Annotated in this window: 16 protein-coding genes; 5 read left to right on the plus strand and 11 right to left on the minus strand. The window is 66.6% G+C overall.

Annotated elements, in window-relative coordinates:
* Positions 1 to 11 precede the first annotated feature (11 nt).
* Positions 12 to 1,100: a signal recognition particle-docking protein FtsY gene (gene ftsY / locus ABDZ89_RS03310; RefSeq protein WP_343776600.1), complete on the plus strand. Its 1,089-nt coding sequence runs from the start codon at positions 12 to 14 to the stop codon at positions 1,098 to 1,100.
* 173 nt (positions 1,101 to 1,273) lie between these two features.
* On the opposite strand, the gene ABDZ89_RS03315 is transcribed toward ftsY, so the two are convergent.
* From ABDZ89_RS03315 to ABDZ89_RS03325, 3 genes are all read right to left on the minus strand, one after another.
* Positions 1,274 to 2,134 (minus strand): phosphatase PAP2 family protein, encoded by an 861-nt coding sequence (locus ABDZ89_RS03315; RefSeq protein WP_343776601.1) that lies wholly within the window; start codon positions 2,132 to 2,134, stop codon positions 1,274 to 1,276.
* Positions 2,135 to 2,424: 290 nt separating this feature from the next.
* Complete coding sequence (locus ABDZ89_RS03320; RefSeq protein WP_343776603.1) at positions 2,425 to 3,111, minus strand: SCO family protein; 687 nt, start codon at positions 3,109 to 3,111, stop codon at positions 2,425 to 2,427.
* Between the two features lie 102 nt (positions 3,112 to 3,213).
* Positions 3,214 to 3,717, minus strand: a complete 504-nt coding sequence (locus ABDZ89_RS03325; RefSeq protein ID WP_343776605.1) for a winged helix-turn-helix transcriptional regulator — start codon at positions 3,715 to 3,717, stop codon at positions 3,214 to 3,216.
* Between the two features lie 160 nt (positions 3,718 to 3,877).
* On the opposite strand from ABDZ89_RS03325, the gene ABDZ89_RS03330 reads away from it, so the two are divergent.
* Positions 3,878 to 4,231: a DUF7471 family protein gene (locus ABDZ89_RS03330; RefSeq protein WP_343776607.1), complete on the plus strand. Its 354-nt coding sequence runs from the start codon at positions 3,878 to 3,880 to the stop codon at positions 4,229 to 4,231.
* 46 nt (positions 4,232 to 4,277) lie between these two features.
* Here the strand turns inward: ABDZ89_RS03330 and ABDZ89_RS03335 are convergent, their stop codons facing one another.
* The 3 genes from ABDZ89_RS03335 to ABDZ89_RS03345 are packed head-to-tail and all read right to left on the minus strand — an operon-like array spanning position 4,278 to position 8,004.
* On the minus strand, positions 4,278 to 5,141 hold the full coding sequence (locus ABDZ89_RS03335; protein ID WP_343776609.1) for a copper ABC transporter permease: 864 nt from the start codon (positions 5,139 to 5,141) through the stop codon (positions 4,278 to 4,280).
* Positions 5,138 to 5,953 (minus strand): ABC transporter ATP-binding protein, encoded by an 816-nt coding sequence (locus ABDZ89_RS03340; RefSeq protein ID WP_343776611.1) that lies wholly within the window; start codon positions 5,951 to 5,953, stop codon positions 5,138 to 5,140. The genes ABDZ89_RS03335 and ABDZ89_RS03340 overlap by 4 nt, the downstream gene beginning before the upstream one ends.
* A complete protein-coding gene (locus ABDZ89_RS03345; RefSeq protein ID WP_343776613.1) occupies positions 5,950 to 8,004 on the minus strand; it encodes a right-handed parallel beta-helix repeat-containing protein in 2,055 nt (684 codons plus the stop codon). The genes ABDZ89_RS03340 and ABDZ89_RS03345 overlap by 4 nt, the downstream gene beginning before the upstream one ends.
* A gap of 170 nt (positions 8,005 to 8,174) precedes the next feature.
* On the opposite strand from ABDZ89_RS03345, the gene ABDZ89_RS03350 reads away from it, so the two are divergent.
* Positions 8,175 to 8,972, plus strand: coding sequence for a sulfite exporter TauE/SafE family protein (locus ABDZ89_RS03350; protein ID WP_343776615.1), 798 nt, complete (start codon positions 8,175 to 8,177; stop codon positions 8,970 to 8,972).
* Between the two features lie 84 nt (positions 8,973 to 9,056).
* Positions 9,057 to 9,686: a nitrous oxide reductase accessory protein NosL gene (locus ABDZ89_RS03355; protein WP_343776617.1), complete on the plus strand. Its 630-nt coding sequence runs from the start codon at positions 9,057 to 9,059 to the stop codon at positions 9,684 to 9,686.
* Between the two features lie 290 nt (positions 9,687 to 9,976).
* Here the strand turns inward: ABDZ89_RS03355 and ABDZ89_RS03360 are convergent, their stop codons facing one another.
* The 5 genes from ABDZ89_RS03360 to ABDZ89_RS03380 all read right to left on the minus strand — a co-directional run bounded on the left by ABDZ89_RS03360 (position 9,977) and on the right by ABDZ89_RS03380 (position 15,548).
* The gene (locus tag ABDZ89_RS03360; RefSeq protein ID WP_343776619.1) at positions 9,977 to 11,008 is read right to left on the minus strand and encodes a tyrosine-type recombinase/integrase; all 1,032 of its coding nucleotides are present in this window, start codon (positions 11,006 to 11,008) and stop codon (positions 9,977 to 9,979) included.
* Complete coding sequence (locus ABDZ89_RS03365) at positions 11,001 to 11,381, minus strand: DUF5805 domain-containing protein (RefSeq protein ID WP_343776621.1); 381 nt, start codon at positions 11,379 to 11,381, stop codon at positions 11,001 to 11,003. Before ABDZ89_RS03365 ends, ABDZ89_RS03360 begins: the two co-directional genes overlap by 8 nt.
* A gap of 404 nt (positions 11,382 to 11,785) precedes the next feature.
* Positions 11,786 to 12,691: a phosphoribosyltransferase HisG-related protein gene (locus ABDZ89_RS03370; RefSeq protein ID WP_343776623.1), complete on the minus strand. Its 906-nt coding sequence runs from the start codon at positions 12,689 to 12,691 to the stop codon at positions 11,786 to 11,788.
* 97 nt (positions 12,692 to 12,788) lie between these two features.
* Complete coding sequence (locus tag ABDZ89_RS03375; protein WP_343776625.1) at positions 12,789 to 14,621, minus strand: hypothetical protein; 1,833 nt, start codon at positions 14,619 to 14,621, stop codon at positions 12,789 to 12,791.
* A 93-nt stretch (positions 14,622 to 14,714) separates the two neighbouring features.
* On the minus strand, positions 14,715 to 15,548 hold the full coding sequence (locus tag ABDZ89_RS03380; protein ID WP_343776627.1) for an MBL fold metallo-hydrolase: 834 nt from the start codon (positions 15,546 to 15,548) through the stop codon (positions 14,715 to 14,717).
* A gap of 649 nt (positions 15,549 to 16,197) precedes the next feature.
* Here ABDZ89_RS03380 and ABDZ89_RS03385 point away from each other — a divergent pair.
* Positions 16,198 to 16,500, plus strand: a complete 303-nt coding sequence (locus ABDZ89_RS03385) for a DUF8152 family protein (protein ID WP_343776629.1) — start codon at positions 16,198 to 16,200, stop codon at positions 16,498 to 16,500.
* Positions 16,501 to 16,561: the final 61 nt, after the last annotated feature.

The raw sequence follows: 16,561 nt of genomic DNA on the forward strand, positions 1-16,561 counted from the left end.
GGGATCAGACCGTGTTCGACGGACTGAAAGACAAGCTCTCCGGCTTCCGCGAGGACGTCGAAGAGTCGACCGAGGCCGACGACGAGGCGCCGGCCGAATCGGCGCCCTCCGAGAGCGACGCCGCAACCGACGACTCGTCCTCGGGCGGCGACGCCGTCGCGGCCGCCGAAAGCGACGATTCCGACGGCGAAAGCGACGCCGAATCCGACGAGCCGAGCACGTTCCAGCGGGCCAAGGCGTTCGCGACCGGTCGGATCATCATCGAGGAGGAGGACCTAGAGGAGCCGCTGTGGAACCTCGAGATGGCGCTCCTCGAGAGCGACGTGGAGATGAGCGTCGCCGAGGAGATCCTCGATAGCGTCCGCGAGAGCATGCTCGGCGAGTCCCGCAAGCAGGTCGAAACGACCGGCGAACTCGTCGAGTCGGCGCTCCACGACGCGCTCTTGGACGTCATCGCGGTCGGGCAGTTCGACTTCGAAGGGCGGATCGCCGAGGCGGACAAGCCGGTCACCATCGTCTTCACCGGCGTCAACGGCGTCGGGAAGACGACGAGCATCGCGAAGCTCTCCGAGTGGCTCGGGGACCGCGGCTACTCCACCGTGCTCGCGAACGGTGACACCTACCGGGCGGGCGCGAACGAACAGATCCGCGAACACGCCGACCGGCTCGGCCGCGACCTGATCAGCCACGACCAGGGCGGCGACCCGGCGGCGGTCATCTACGACGCCGTCGAGTACGCCGAGGCGAACGACGTCGACGTCGTCTTGGGCGACACGGCGGGACGGCTCCACACGAGCGACGACCTGATGTCGCAACTGGAGAAGATCGACCGCGTCGTCGCCCCGGATATGACGCTGTTCGTCGACGAGGCGGTCGCGGGACAGGACGCGGTCAACCGCGCGAAGGAGTTCGACGACGCCGCCGCTATCGACGGCGCGATACTCACGAAGGCGGACGCCGACTCCTCGGGCGGTGCCGCCATTTCCGTCGCGTACGTCACCGGCAAGCCGATTCTCTTCCTCGGGACCGGACAGGGGTACGACGACATCACTCGGTTCGACCCCGAGGACCTCGTCGAGAGCCTCCTCGACGAGGAGTGATCGCAGGCCCGTCGGGGCCCGCTGTTTCCCGTTTCCGCCGCGGTCACCGCGCCTCCCAGCGTCGGCCTTTTCGTGGTAGTTCCGGAGACGAGCGTCCGGCCAGTCGACTAGCGTTTTCGGTGTGGTCGAATCGGTGATTCAGGGCCGTGCGTCGGCCGACGCCGGGACGGCGCTCAGTCGTCGCCGCCGATCTGGCCGGCCGGATCGCCCCCGCCGCGAGTCGGCGTCGACTGCGACGCCTCCACTCGGCTCACGATCCGTACCGCGGCGGACACCGATCCGACGCCCAGTGCGACGCCGGCGACCACGTCCACCAGCCAGTGGATACCGAGGTACATGGTCGAGAACACCACGGCGGCCGCGACGACCGCGGCCACGGGCGTCCACCGGGGGTGCGTCCGTCGCGAGCGCCACGCGACGGTCAGGACCGCCACGGAGAGGGACGTGTGAAGCGACGGGAAGACGTTCGTGTTGGAGGCGACCGCCGCGGTGAGGTCCTGCGTCTGCGGGTAGACGCTGTACATCAACCCCGACACCGTCTCCAAGTAGTTCCGCGGGCCGTACGAGACGAACAGCGTGTAACAGACCGTCCCGACCGCGTAGTTGAGCATGTACGCGACGAGCAGTTCCTTCAGACGCCGCTGTCCGCTCCCGGCCGAGAGGAGGTACGTCACCGGTGCCGCGACGAGGAGGAACGCGAACCCGACCATGTAGCTCACCGTGAAGAACTCCAGCGTCGCCTCCGGAGTCAGCCCCTGGAGCGTCGCCACGAACTCGCCTTCGAGGGCGTACAGTTCGTCGGTGATGTTCCAATCGAGCGCGCGTGAGAGGCGGATTCGATACCCCTGTGTGATCTGCTTGACCGCGAGCAGCGCGAGCGCCGCTCCGAGGTACGGGGCGATGTCTCGGAGCCGGTCGTCCACGTCAGTCATCGCGCGAGACAGCTGTCGGGGCCCGATACAGAGGAGGGCGACGACCGCCGTTCCGGCGATGACCGAAAGGCCGGTGAGGGCGGTCACTTCGAGGAGCGCCATTCGTCGTCTAGCCGATGTCGCTGCGGCGACATGAGTGACACGGTCTCCCCGACGAGAGACGGGATACCGGCGTCACACTCCTATCTGTCCGGCGTGAAATCGGTGGTTGCGGTCGAACGGGGCGCATGCCGCTCCGACACGCCGTCCGACTGCGGGGTGATTCGCCCAGGCTCCTCAGGCCCCGAAAGCGGTTCGGCACCGCTTCGACGGATCTATCTAGTCTGTGCCTGCTCGTCGGGAACGGCTCAGAAGGATACGTTCGGCGACTACCGTTCGGCGCAGAGCGGATCTCATGCGGTGGCTACACGTTCGACATCGGCGACGAGGCGTTCGATGTCCGTCCGCGGGCCTCTCGGGTACGCGCGCTCAACGATTCCCTGCTTGTTTGCGAGGAGGATCAGCCCGTAGTGCGGGAACCGGTACTCGAGGTCGTCAGACTGATCGGCCGGCGCCTTCTCGATCACGAGCCCGAAGTTCTCGTCTAGCAGCTCTTGGCCTCGTTCGTAGCTCTCGGGGCGGAGGAAGTGCCAATTGCCCGCATCGAGGTTCACACCCTGCCGGCCGGCGTACTCACGGAGCACGCCCGCGGTATCGCGCTCGGGATCGAACGTCTGCGCGAAGAACGCGGTCTCGTTGGCGTATCCACCCTCGGCGGCGGCCGCCTGTGCGCGACGGAGCCGGAGAATGAGCGCGGGACAGACGCCGTCCGGGCAGTTCGTGTAAAACGACGTCCACAGGACGGCCCGCTCGCCCTCATATTCGCCGCTCGAAATCTCTTCGTTCGTGATCGGGTCCGGAACGGTGAACTGAGGCATCTCGTCGCCGTAGCTCGGGTGTACGGCCTCGCTCAGATCCTGTTCGGGCGGACTGAGAACGGTTCCGTCGGCACCGCCGTCACCGAGCACGCCGAGACAACCGGCGGTACCGATGGTCGCGCCTAGGGCTCCGGCCGATTTACAGAACGTCCGTCGGTCCATGTGCTACCGTGGTAGATCTGAGGACTTGAGGCGTCTGGTGTGACCCCCGAATGCGCACGCTGTGTCCGATCTGCGCGTGTGTTCGACCTGCCGAGACGGCGGTCAGTCGAAGAGCTCGTCGACGGTCCGGACGAACCGATCGACGAGGCGGTCCGGTAGCGACGGCGACACTACTCCCAGCAGTTCGGCCGTGCGGTCCGGACGGTTCAACGCGAGCGTCATCGGGCGATCGTCGGACTTCTCGACGATTCCGTTCTCGGCGAGCGTCGAGACGTGCCAAGAGATCGTGCTCCGTGCGAGGTCGAGATCGCTCGCGAGCGCCTTCGGTCGCTTCGGGCCGTCGGCGTGAAGCCGGACGATGATCTCGCGGGGCGTCTCGCGTCTGAGGAACGCGAGCGCCCGTCGTTCCCACGGGTCAAACGACGGGTCGAAGTAGTGCGTGCGGCCGCCGATCCGCTCGACCGCGAGTTCGTCGTTACGCACGAGACGGCGGAGGTGGTACTGTACTTGTCCGGTCGCGATATCGAGATCGCGGCCGACCTGGTTGAAGTGGACACCGGGAGTGTCGCGAACGTGGCGTCGAATCTGGGTCCGGGTGTCCGACATCTGTGATCGGTGGCCGTAACCGGTACCCGAATAAAGCGTACGCGTTCGTTATCCCTGCTTGGGAACCGGCGAAACCGCGATCTCGGCCGAGAGACCGGTTCGGAACCCCACGGCCCGGTCGAAGGGTCGTTTTCTTATTCGTCCGGGTTCAATAGCCGTTGTGACGCGGCCGATCGGCCTCCTGCTGTCCGTGATCGATGGGTGGTCCGTAGAGGGGTCGCTACTGCTTCTCACGATCGCGCTCGTCGCCGGAGTGGGCACGGGGATCCTCTTCGCCGTCAGCGTCGTCGCGTATCGTCGACGGCGAGAAACGCAGTACCGATTGATCGCCGTCGCGGTCGGCGTGCTGTTGTTCCGATCGGTCGTGGGCGCCGGAACGATCTTCGGTATCGTACCGATGCCGATCCACCATTTCGTGGGGCATAGCCTCGATTTCCTGATCGCGGCGATCGTCCTCTACACGGTGTACACGCATGCGCCGGGATCGGTCGGCAACGACGCTGCCTCTGACTGAACGGGCGGTGGTCGTCGGGCGAACGGTCGCGTTTCGTCTCGCTCGCCTAGCCGCTGAACCGCTCGTGGACTCGCTCGGCGACGACATCGATCTGCGGGGCGTACGCGAACGTCGCCACTGCGGTTGCGGTCCCGGCGAGGATCCAGCCGAGTAGTGAGCCGAGCGCGCGGCCCGTCCCGATGAACCGCTCGTCGGGGGCGAAGGCGACACCGATGACGTGTTCGAAGACCAGTCCGCGGAACGCCCCGTTCGGGGTCAAAGCGAGCGATTCGGCGATGCCGCCCGGGGAGGCGCCGCCCGCCAGCGACCGGAGGATCGCGAGGTCACCACCGATGACGCCGGCGAGCAGCGTGAGGAGACCGATCGCGACCGCGCTCCGGCGGCTCGACGCCAGCGCCGATACCGCCGCCGACAGCGACAGGTACGCTGCCCCGAGGAGGAGAACGAACGCGACGAACCGCACGAACAGGAGCGGCGAGTCCACTCCGCTGTGGGTCGCGAATATTCCCGTTTCCGGCGCCGCGGTCAGCCAGACGAACAGCCCGATGAGGGCGAACGGGAGACCGACGACCGCCACGAGCGCGGCCGTCCGCGCCAGTACCACGCCGAGAACGTAGCCGGTGGTGCTTACGGGGTAGGTCCGGATAACGACGAACTCACCGCTTGCGCCGTCGGTGAGCAGGGCACGGTACCCGAGCGCCACACCGAGAAGCGGGACGAGCACCTCCGACGGGAGCAGCAGGTCGACCACGGCCGGCACGAAACCGGTCTCCCCGCCTCCGCCGACCGCGACGAGACCACCGAGTACGACGAGAAGTCCGACCGCGAGCACGGCGTAGCCGGGAGTCCTGCGAACGGTTACCAGTTCGCGACGAAACACGGTCCCGACGCCCGCGAGGAACCGACTCATCGGTCCGACACCCCCGTGACGTGGAGCGACTCCGAAGCGGTCTCGTCCGTGTGGGCGACACCACGGTCGCCGTCTGTGCCACCGGTTTCGCCGTCGCTTTCGGCGCCAGATCCGTCACCGACGACGACGCGGTACAGGCTCTCCACGTCGTCGACCCCGTGGTCGATAAGCAAGCGATCGCGGGCCCCCGCGGCGGCCACTCGGCCGCGATCGAGAACGACGAGGTCGTCGGCGTACGCGTCGACGAGGTCGAGGTCGTGGGAGCTGACGACGACGGCGGTGTCGTCGCTCGCGCGAGTCGCCGCCGCCCGGAACGTCCGCTCGCGCATCTCCGGGTCGAGCCCGCTCGTCGGCTCGTCGAGCACCGCGACCGCCGGTTCGCCGAGCGTCGCCTGCGCGACCCCGAGTAGACGCCGCATCCCGCCCGAAAGCGCCGAGACGCGTCTGTCGCCCGCGTCGGCCAGTCCGACGTCCGCCAGCGCCGCGTCGGGTTCGTCACCGACGAGCGCCGCGTAGAAGCCGAGCGTTTCGCGGGCCGTTAACTCGCCGCGGAGCGGTACCCCCTGCGGAAGGTAGCCGATCCGCTTGCCGGTGTCAGCGCCACCTCCGCCCCCGTGGGCGTACCGCACCGCCCCGGCGGTCGGTTCGACCGCTCCCGCGAGAACGCCGAGCAGGGTGGATTTCCCGGAGCCGTTCGGCCCGACGACGGCGGTGATGCCTGAACCGATCGAAAGCGAGACGTCGTCGAGAACCGGGATCCCGCCGTAGGTCCGGGTCACGCCGACGACTTCGGCGAGCGCGCTCTCTGTCATCGGTGCCCTCTCGACTCCGCGGTAGTCCCCTGATTCGTCGACTCTCGGACGGTCGTGTTCGAGTGAGCCGCCTCTCGTTCATCTGGCGGTCCGAGTTCGGCGCGCCAGTCCGCGTGGAGCGGCCCTGCGCGTTCGGAGCCGGGGCCCGTCACCGCGTCGATTCGTTCGGGGGCGTACGGCTCAGACGCGGGCGCCGGGTCGATAATACTCCCGGAGCGGGCACCGGGAACGGTACCGCGGAGTCGGTCGAGCAGGACCGCTGCGGGCGACTCTCGCAGGGTGACGGCCGCGGCCTCGCGGTGGAGCGCGGCGTCGACCGGTGACGTCGGACGGTACGCTCGCTCGTCGGACGAGCGCGGCCCGACGTTCGCCCCCTCCCAGTAGTTACCGCGATCACCGTCCGCCCAGACGCGGAGCGCGCCCGCACCGGCGGCGGCGTGGTCGTCGTTTCCGACGAAGTCGTTCGCGACGACGCGACTCGACGGGACGATCGTCGTCGCACGCGCGCCGAGCTCGTTTCCGACGACCACGTTGCGTTCGTACAGGGACCCGCGCGCGCTCGTCGAGAAGCCGAGTTCGTTGTCGACGAGCGTGTTGTACGCGACGTACGTCCGCGTCCCCGAGGACTGAATCCCCGCACCGGAGTCGCGCACGTCGTTGCCGACGATCGCGTTCCCCGAGGGCCGGGTCATCACCGTGACCCCCGCGAACAGCTCGTTGCGAACGGTGTTGTCCGCGACCAGCGCGTCGCCGGTGTACATGAGATGGACGCCGTACCGGTTGTTCGTGAACGTCGAGTTCCGGACGATCGAGCCGTCCGCGCGGTGGAGGTAGATCCCGTCGCGACCGCCCTCGAATCGGCTGTCGGTCACGGTTACACGCGACTCCATCCCGGTAAGCCCCATGAACCCGTCTTGCCACGTGTCAGATCCGTCGACGCGGAGGTCACGGACGACCGCGTGCGATCCCTCTCGCAACAGGAGCCCGCTCGCGTTCGTTTCGATCGCGACGTCGTCGACGACGAGCCCCGGCGCGTCGATCGCTTTGATCCCGGCGTCACCGCCACCGTATCCGCTCTGGATGTACGCGTCCCACGCCTCGCTCTCCCCGTCTCCGGAGTCGCCCGCCGCCTCCGGATCTCGCGTCCGGTTTCCGACACCGTCGATCCGGAGTCCCTGAATAGCGACATTAGCCGCGCGAACGGTGATGACCGATCCGTTGCCGTCGCCGCTGATCCGTGCGCCGTCCCCGGTGATGGTCACGGACTCGTTGACCGTTACCGTCTCGTGATACACGCCCTCCGGGACGACGACCGTCGAGTTCGACGGTGCCGCCGCGACCGCCGCGTCGATCGACGGCGCGTCCTCGCCGACGATCACCGAAACCGGGCGGTCGGCGGTTCGTTCCGCCTCGGCGATCCGATCGTCGGCCGCCCGCCACCGGCCCGGTGCGAGCGAGCGCACCGCCGCCGCCGAGTCGACGTCGAACGAGCGGTCGCGGACCGACTCCCACCCGACCACTCCCCCGCCGTGAGCGTCGGCGAACGACTCGGCGGCCGCTCGGCTTCGAAAGGGAATCACGGCCTCGCCGGCCGGCGTGTGGGCGTCGCTGCCGACGACGTAGTACGCCGCATCGACCGGGGTCCATCCGCCGGCTCCGGTCGCCGCGAACAGCCCGTCATCGGTCGTTTCGGGGTTTCGGTGATCGAAGGTCTCGACGTACGCGACGAGCGGATAGCCGAACTGACGCTCGGTCCGCCCGTCCGACAGCGACGCCGTGAACGAGCCGATCCCGTTGTATCCGACGACGTACTGTAGCTGCGAGTAGAACACCTGCGTCCGCGGGATCGTCGCGTTTCCGGCCATTACCTCGTCGCCCTCTGCGGAGAGTCCGAGCTCCGTGGTGTCGTCGTACGCCACCGGATCGGGGGCCGACTCGGCAGGATCGGCGACGAACGCGCCCGCGGTCGCGACCACGCCGAGGGCCATGACCGCGGCGACCGCGAGCCGAACGCGCCGTGACCGGTCGTCGTCGCGTGCGAAAACTGCCACACGGTCGCGTCGCTCCGCGATGACTTATCGAATCTGGTGTGACTCTCGAACGCGCGTGATTCCGGGGTTCACGGAGTGCCGCACCCCGGCACTCGTCGCGAGGCGTGACCGGGTTCGTCCGTCGAAGATCGCACCAGACGACAGAAACCGAACAGGGGTCGATACTACCTATGATCGAATCGATCTTCCGGATCGACGTCGTGTTGTTCGTCGTCATCGGCGTCCTCGGGGGCGCACACTGTATCGGGATGTGCGGCCCGCTCGTCACGCTGTACTCGAAACAGATGACGCCGCAGCCAGACGGCGGAACCGCGTCGGTCACCGACGGGCGTGCCGGTCATCTCACGACCTACGAAGTTCGACAACACTTCCTGTTCAACGTCGGACGGGCGACGACGTACGCCGTTCTCGGGTCCGTTTTCGGCGCGGTCGGGAGCGCCGTGTTCGTCACCGCCGACCAGCTGACGCCGATCGCCGACCTCCTGCGAGGTACCGTCGGCCTCGCGGTGGGCGGATTTATCGTACTGACCGGGGCTCGGTACGTCATCGGGGGAAGCGGGGGCGATATCCGAATCCCCGGCGTCCAGCGCGTAACGTCGTGGCTCGCGGCGAGGGTTCACCGTCACGTGAACAGCCCGGGCATCGTCGGCCTCGGCGCCGTTCACGCGCTTCTTCCCTGCCCGATGCTGTACCCCGCGTACCTGTTCGCCTTCGCGAGCGGCTCCCCGATCACCGGCGGGGTCGCTCTCGGCGCCCTCGGCATCGGGACGATTCCCGCCGTCTTCCTCTACGGAACGGTCATCCAGTCGGTCGACGTCGCGCACCGGCGTCGCGTCCACCGGCTGCTCGGTGTCGCGTTCGTCATACTGGGGTACGTACTGTTCGCGCACGGACTGATGGCGCTCGGCGTACACCTCCCGCATCCGATGTTCCCGCACTACCAGCCGCTCGGCGGGATGGGCCACTGACACGCGGGTCGCTCGCCTCGATACGCGGACGGCGTTCGACGGCCGCACCAGAATGGTATTCGGTGCGTGGTCGAACTGTCGCGTATGGGTCTCGAGTTCGGCCAGCGCTCGGTATCGCGTCGACACACCGTTCACGCGATCGGTACCGGAGTCGCGATAGGTCTCGCCGGTTGTCTCGGCGGCTCTCCCGACTCGGCTCCCGAACCCGTGGATCTGTCGGGTCAAAAGACGGACTACCAGGGGGGAATGGTGATCGGAGACCACGGCGGACCGAACGGCCAGGTCTTCTACGCCGACGCACGCCCGGAACCCAGACAGGGACCCGCCGAAGACGGTGAGGACACCGCACACCTCGCTTGGTTCCACACGCTCGCGCACGGGCTCTTTCCGTATCACTTCGACATGGTGGCCGACGGTGCGGAGGCGACCGCGATCTACGTCACGGACTACTCTCGCGTCGACTGGAAGATCCCCGACGGAACGGAACGGAAGAAGATGCCGGCGCCGACCGCACCGGAGACCTTCGCCGATGCGACCGGGCTCACCTACGCCGTCGAAACGGACGTGATGGGAGGGATGGGACCGGAGCTTCTGCCGTTCTCCGACGACGGTGAGGCTGAAACGTTCGCGGACGATCACGGTGGGCGAACGCTCGAGTACGACGACATCGACAGGTCACTGGTCGAGGGCATCCAAATGACAGGGATGGAGTAGGTCGGCCTCTTCACCACAACTCCGCCTGAGCAATCGGCCGGACGGTTCTACCATCCCGGCTTACGGCGAGTATCCGCGAAGGCGCTCTCCGTGCGAAGTACCGACTCGGGTCGCCGTCCGAAACGAAACCGAAGAGCCGGGCCTCGTCACCCCCTTTGAGGACCCGGCCGTCGCGTTCGGAGGGCCCGCCAACTCTATATAGCGGCATACAGTTTACGCGTTCGCTATCCGACGACCTCCTATCCGATAATTATGGTAAATTATCTCATCACTCGCGCTACTCGTCGACCTCACACCCCGAGCCGGTAGACGTTCGCCTCGTAGGTCTCTCGGACTTGGTCCCCCCAGTTGTGTGTATACGTGTCGATCACGTCGTCCGCGACGTCGCCCCGGAGGTATTTCACCACGCCGCGGTCACCGGTTCGGTCGCGGAGGTGTGTCGTGAAGAAGTGGCGAAAGTAGTGTGGGGTGACGTTCTCGTCGGCGCCGCCACCCGTCCGATACCACCCCTCGTCGCGCGCGTACCGCTCGACGACGTGTCTGACCGCCTGCGGTTCCAAGCGCTCACCCCACCCGTCCGCGGTACCGACGAACAGCGGCTCTGCCGGTGACGGTACGTCCGGTCGGACCGCGAGCCACGCCTTCAGGGTCCGGCGCAGTTCGTCGTCGACCGGGATCACCGTCCCGCGCTTGCGCTTGTTGGCTGCCGTGCGGACCTCGCCGTTCAGTTCCTCCCCGACGGTCGCCTCGGCGGTCACGAAGAGGGAGTCCGGTCGCTCGGACAGCGCCGGGCGCCCGCCGAGCGGGTACGCGGCTTCGAGTTCCGAGTCGGCGACCGATACGTCCCGCAAGTCGAGATTACACAGCTCGCCGACCCGCATGCCGGTCTTCAAAAGCGTCACCACGAGCGCACGGTGAAGCGGATGTCGAATGTCGCCGACGAACGACCGCATCGCCGGAATCGAGACGTCGCGGCGGGCCGGGTCCTTGTCGACGGTCTCGTCCATCTCCTCCATCACGAGCGTCATCGGATTCCCCTCGAACGCGCCCACCTCCGTCATGTACCCGTAGAACCGGTGGAGATACGCCGCGTACGTGGCAACGGTGCTGTCGGCGACCTCTCCTCGCAAGGAGTGGACGAACGACATACAGTCCCGGTGGGTCGCACCGCTCGGTTCCGTGGTCTCTAGGAACCTCTCGAACCGCCGGAGGACGCGTTCGTACGCCTCTCTGGTCCGATCCGTTTTCCCGTGGTAGGTGAGGTCTTCGAGGAAGTAGCCGACCGGGTCGTCGGGATCGGGATCCGCCCTCGCGCTACTCATCGGTCAACACGTACCCCCCGTCTCGGCCGCTGTACCGAACGCGGTTTCGATCCTGGAGGTCGTCGAGCGTCTGCTCCAAATCGTCTTCCACGTCTCCGACGACCGCCTGGACGAGTTCGTCCCACGAACGAGGGCCGGATTCGAGAGCCGCGCGGACACGTCTTTCGAGGTCGCGACCCCCGGGGGTAGAGCCCTCGGATGTGGGTTCCGTTTCCGACTCCGTTTCGCCCGGGGCGAACCCCCTGCGTCCGCCTTGGACCATCGTCCTGACGAACTCGCTGAGTGACATGCCGAGCTCGTCTGCGTGGTCGCGCCACACTTCCTTCTGTTCCGCCGGCACGTAGGTTTTCACCGACTGTCGATCGCCTCCCATCTGTCTTGGTCAACGGTTCTTGCGGGTCCGACTTCAATGTATCCCAGATTTCGGGATAAGGTCACTTATCTTCGTGTAAGGTGCCGCAGAAGCCGCCGCATCGAATATTTATCTCTATTTATGGGGCCTCAGTTGAGGCAAACGGGTACTAGAAATCCAGATATAATACATACCTGTTCGCGTCGCATCTAGGGGGTCGGAATCGATATCGGTCCGCGCGACTCGCTCAACTCTGAGTCGCGATCGCGAGCGCCCGTCATCGAGTCGGGGAGGTGATAGACGGGAGCAGAGATCCGTCCGAACCGACGAAGTCGCTTCCTGTCGACTCGGCTCCCGGAACTCGTCCGTACCGAGCGTACCACAGTGCCGACGAGTATATCTTATTCCGCTATACGCTCTCCGAGTCAGACGCGAATTTCTGAGTCGGTGGTCTCCCGTTCGAGGGCTCGGAGGACGGTGGAGACCGATTCGTCCGTCTCGGCCGCGTTACGCATCAAGACCGTCTCACTGGGGAAGAGGTGTTCACCGACCGCCAGCCCGTGTTCGCGAGCCGTCGTCCCCGTCACCGTGAGGTAGACGCCGAGGCCCACCCGAGCGATGGCGGCCTCCTCCTCCTCGTCCGGGTCGGGATAGACGAACTCGACGCCGTCGAGCGCGTCGGTCCCCAGCACGGCCGTGACGAGGCGTTCGTATCGCGGCGAGATACACAGCGGTCCCTCGTAGTCGGCGAGGTACTCCCGGTCGAACGTCGTGTTCGGTGCTCGCCGGTCTTCCCGCCCCATCAGGGTGTGATACACCGTGTCGCCGAGCCCGGTGACGACGCGCACGTCGGTGTCGACGGGGTCGATCCGGTCGTTGATGTCGGCAATGTCGCCGAGGCCGGCGCCTCTGATTCCGACGACCTCCTCTAAGACGAGGTCGGCCGAGTCGAATCCCAGCGCGAACTCGTGGGTTCGAAGCGCCCGGAACGGTTCCTCGCGACCGACGAGCTTGACGGTCACGTCGCCCAGATCGACCGTCGCCGCGTCGAAGACGATTCTGCGCGGTTTCCCGTTCCGGTCGTCGCGCATCAGGGTGAACTCCGGTTCCGCCGGTGTCGCGGGGTCCGAGTACTCCGCGAGTCGCTCGTACGGTCCGTCGTCGGCGTCGACCGATCCCTTCGTGACGGCCTTCTCGTACCGGAGCGTGTTGCTCACGCCGTCCGCGAGGCGGTCGAGGCGGTCGGCTTCCGCGACGGCCGCGAACCGCTCTAAGACGGCCTCGAGCGGGCGTCCCTTCCGGGGGACGGCGACCGGAACCGGGTCAGTCATTGACCGATGTGCGGTCGGGCGCGTAAAACGGGTTGCGTTTTCGGGCCGTTCCAACGCCCTCGTCTTCGGGCGGGCGGTTCGGCGCCGAGAACCTCTCTCAGGGGCCGAACGCTTCGTTCAGCCGCTTGCGGAACTCGTCGAGCTCGTCGAGGTGGTCGTTGATGTCGTCCAACTCGGCGGCCACGTCGTCGAGGTCCTCGCCGAGCCGGTCCTCGATGTCGGTGAGCCGCGAGTCGACCTCCGCGAGGTCGTCCCACAGGTCGTCGAACTCCTCGTCGAACCGTTCCAAGTCGGACTCCACGTCGTCGACGCGGTCCGTGGCGACGTCTGCCTGATCGACCGCTTCTTCGGCCTGCGATTCGGCGTTTTCGGCGCGCTCGGCCGCCTTGTCGACCTCCTCGTACAGCGTCTCGACGTCGTCGCCCAGGTCGTCGACCGACTCCGCGACGGCGTCGGACTCGTCGTCGATCCGGTCGACGTCGGCGGTGAGTCCGTCGATGTCGCTCTCGACGGCCGAAACGGCGTCCCGGACGGACTCGACCGACTCGTCGACGGCAGCGACCTCCACTTCGACCGCTTCGAGGTCGCCCTCGACGTCCTCGACGGAGGCCTCAACGTCGCGGACGTCGCCTTCGACCGCCTCGACGTCCGTTTCGACCGTGTCCACGCGCTCTTGGACGGCGTTCGCCGTTTCCGAAGCAGCGGCGGCGGTGTCTTCGACGCGGGCCACGTCGGAATCGATCGCATCGCGCTCTGCGTCGGCGTCTTCGAGACGGTCGTCGAGCGCCTCCACCTCGGACTCCACCGCGTCGACGCGCTCGTCGATCCCGTCGAGTATCTCTCTGGCGGTGCCCTCCTCGTCGATGAACTCCGCGAGGGCGTCCGCGTACGCCTCGATGTCGGCGACGCTCGACTGGAGTCGGGCGATACGCACGTCGACGCTGCGGGGCACGGCCGCGTCGAACGCCTCCTCGATGGCGTCGATGTCCTCCTCGTCGGCGGCGCCGGACCGTATCTCGGCCGCGAGCGCGGCGGCGATGCCGCCCTCGCCGGGCAGCCGCGGAGCGGCGCTGTCGTCCGGCTCTTCGTCGGGCGCTTCGTCGCTTTCCGGCGCACCGTCGCTCTCCGGCGCCTCGTCGTCGTGCGCGTCTCCTTCCGCGGCTTCGTCGCCGACGTGTTCTTCGACGTCGTCAGCGTCGGTACCGGCCGCCTCAGCCGCCTCGTCTGCGTCCTCGGACTCCGCCTCGGGCTCGGAGCCGAGGGGTTCCCCCTCGTGTGCGGTCACGGCGGCCGTGCCCTCGTCGGAAACCGTCCGCGGCTTTGGTGTGGCGGGTTCGCTCTCCTCGCCAGCTCCCTCGGGTTCGCTCTCTTCGTCAACTCCCTCGGGTTCGGCCTCCGTGTCGGCAGACTCCGGAGTCCGCTCTTCGGCCGGCTCCTCGCCTTCGGCCGGGTCTTCGGGCAGTAGTTCGTCATCTTCGGCCATCCCGGGGAGCGTCGCGCGGTCCCCGGAGAGGACCTCCCTGACCGCGTCCGTCTCACCGGCGCCGAGGACGTCTTCGATCTCCTCGCCGACGGGGACGTGCTCGATCACCGGCGTGCCGAGGAACCCGTCGAGGTCTGGGTCCTCGTCGCGGATCCCGAACACCGTTTCGACGGTCTCGTCGGGGTCTATCACCCGTTCGAACTCGACCCGGTGGTCTTTGTACGCCGTCCAGTTCTCGCTTTCGTACTCCGGGTGGAACCCGACGCGGTCCATCGGGAACGACTCGGGAATCCGGTCGACGATCCGCACCCGTACGGGGTCCTCGCGGTGCGAGGAGAGGGAGTACCTCACAGCGGGTACGGGGAACGCGTCGTCCGTGAAGGACTTCTCGACGCGAATCCCGTCTTCGTCGACGGTCGTGGCCGCTTCCGCCGTCCGTTCGCTCATACCCGCACGTCCCGGAGCAAGGGCTTAAATTCCACGGGCCGCGTTTCGTGGTTGATAACCGAAACGCCGCGAAAACGGCCGCTCGACTCCCGATTAGAGGTCGATCCGGTCGCCGATCTCCACGATCTCTAGTCGATTCGGCGCGTCGTAGCTCCGGACGTGGTCGTGAAGCGCGGTCGGGTCCGCGGTCAGTCCCTTCCACATGTCCCAGTGGGTCGGAACCAGCCGATCGAGCCCGAGGTCCGCGGCCGCCTCGGCGATCTCGTTCTCGTCGCTGTACCACTTGGTACGGACCGGTTCCCCCGTCTCCTTGTCCGGAATCGTCCCCGCGGACCCGAACGCCAAGATTCCGAGGTCGATGTCGAACCGCTCGGCGAGCCCGGAAAACGAGGGCGCGGGCTTGCTGTCGCCGGCGTGGAACACGGTGCCGGCGTCGTGTTTGATCAGGTAGCCGACCGGATGCGTCGCGTCCGGGTCGTGGGTCGCGACGACGTGGACGGTGAACTCCCCGATCCGCAGCTCGTCGCCCTCGGTCACTTCGGTGAAGGCGGCCTCGCTCACCGCGTACTCGTCGGTCCATTGCTCCTCCTCGCGCGCGACCGCGAGCGAGTCGTCGGGCGCGACGAGGTCGGCGTCCGTATTCGCCAGAATCGGCGCCTGCGACGGACCGTGGACGTGATCGGTGTGTTCGTGGGTCGCCAGCACCGCGTCCGCGATGTCGACGTCTTCCGGATCGAACGGAATCGGGATCATCCGGACCGTTCGCGGCGGGTCTCCCGTGCCGACGTAGGGATCGATCCAGAGGACCGTCCCCTCGCTCCCCTTGATCGCGAAGCCGTTACAGCCCAGGTACCACAGCGCCACGGTGTCGGGGTCGGCGTCGGCCACCGCGCGCGGCAGCCAGTCACCCCAGTCGGAGTCGACCATAGCTGTCGCTGCGTGAGCGCCGAGGGTAATTATTCCGGAGTCCGGCGAGGTCGAGGAGTATTCTATTGCTATCTTAGCAACAGATAGCTGTTGCGGACGCGACGAATAAACTGAATAGCGCTATACAAAATAACTCCTCCGTGGGAGCGAGGGCTCAGCCGGTCAGTCGTGTGGAATCAACGCTGACAACGAAGTGGGCAGCGGCGTGGACATATTCGTGGGTCGCGTCGTCGAACCGGTTCCGTCGTCCCCGCGAGAACGAACAGGAAGCGCCGGCGAACCTCGGAGGCCGTGAGATGTCCGGCACGTCCGTCGTTGGCTGTCACCGTCCCGCCGTCAGGCTGTGGCGTCATCTGCTTCGCGTACATCTCACCAACGGTCCAACACATCACGATACAGTGTGCGCCGTCCAGCACGCCGAGGAGGACGAAGAGCATGACGTCAATCCGGAGGAGCGACTCGATCACAGTCGTTTTCGGCTGCGTATGAGTTCGCGTCGTCTGTTGTGTTTATCGAACGAGACCGGACAGATATCGAGGACACGTTACTACCGGCTAACAAGGGGTCTTGCTAGGCTGGAGACGTCCTCAAGCATCTGGAGTGTAGCTTGGGGCAACAATTCTTCATAGTGGATGCCTATACGCCAACGATGACGGACGAAATCGACATCCCAACCGAGCCGCGGGCCGCGGTCGACGCGCTGGCGACCCATCTAACCGCGACCGCAGATCGCCCAGTACCGCCAGCGACGAACCGATGGCTCGGGGAGGCTGAAGCCGTCGCCCGCGATGCTACCAGTGACGATCTTGACACGCAAACCAGACAGAAACGGGTTCGGCAGGTTGCTACACTGCTTGAGTCGGCTGACGAAACGGGCGACGTGGTCGCTGACCGCCACATCGAAGCGGCGATCGAGTGCTGTCGAGTCGTTCTCGCTAACGAGTGGATGTGATCCTGTCTGTACGGAATAACTCTCTCCACATATTAAATTCTACTAACTATAGAAACCAAAT

The organism is Halorubrum ejinorense, from assembly GCF_039522565.1.
GTDB classification, from domain to species: Archaea; Halobacteriota; Halobacteria; order Halobacteriales; family Haloferacaceae; genus Halorubrum; species Halorubrum ejinorense.

Excerpts from the sequence above, each read along its gene's own strand:
- ABDZ89_RS03380 (WP_343776627.1), bottom strand. The coding sequence starts at position 15,548 with ATGGTCGACTCCGACTGGGGTGACTGGCTGCCGCGCGCGGTGGCCGAC.
- ABDZ89_RS03370 (WP_343776623.1), bottom strand. The coding sequence starts at position 12,691 with ATGACTGACCCGGTTCCGGTCGCCGTCCCCCGGAAGGGACGCCCGCTC.
- ABDZ89_RS03325 (WP_343776605.1), bottom strand. The coding sequence starts at position 3,717 with ATGTCGGACACCCGGACCCAGATTCGACGCCACGTTCGCGACACTCCC.
- ABDZ89_RS03385 (WP_343776629.1), top strand. The coding sequence starts at position 16,198 with ATGACGGACGAAATCGACATCCCAACCGAGCCGCGGGCCGCGGTCGAC.
- ABDZ89_RS03365 (WP_343776621.1), bottom strand. The coding sequence starts at position 11,381 with ATGGGAGGCGATCGACAGTCGGTGAAAACCTACGTGCCGGCGGAACAG.
- ABDZ89_RS03335 (WP_343776609.1), bottom strand. The coding sequence starts at position 5,141 with ATGAGTCGGTTCCTCGCGGGCGTCGGGACCGTGTTTCGTCGCGAACTG.
- ABDZ89_RS03320 (WP_343776603.1), bottom strand. The coding sequence starts at position 3,111 with ATGGACCGACGGACGTTCTGTAAATCGGCCGGAGCCCTAGGCGCGACC.
- ABDZ89_RS03350 (WP_343776615.1), top strand. The coding sequence starts at position 8,175 with ATGATCGAATCGATCTTCCGGATCGACGTCGTGTTGTTCGTCGTCATC.
- ABDZ89_RS03375 (WP_343776625.1), bottom strand. The coding sequence starts at position 14,621 with ATGAGCGAACGGACGGCGGAAGCGGCCACGACCGTCGACGAAGACGGG.
- ABDZ89_RS03340 (WP_343776611.1), bottom strand. The coding sequence starts at position 5,953 with ATGACAGAGAGCGCGCTCGCCGAAGTCGTCGGCGTGACCCGGACCTAC.
- ABDZ89_RS03355 (WP_343776617.1), top strand. The coding sequence starts at position 9,057 with ATGGGTCTCGAGTTCGGCCAGCGCTCGGTATCGCGTCGACACACCGTT.
- ABDZ89_RS03360 (WP_343776619.1), bottom strand. The coding sequence starts at position 11,008 with ATGAGTAGCGCGAGGGCGGATCCCGATCCCGACGACCCGGTCGGCTAC.
- ABDZ89_RS03315 (WP_343776601.1), bottom strand. The coding sequence starts at position 2,134 with ATGGCGCTCCTCGAAGTGACCGCCCTCACCGGCCTTTCGGTCATCGCC.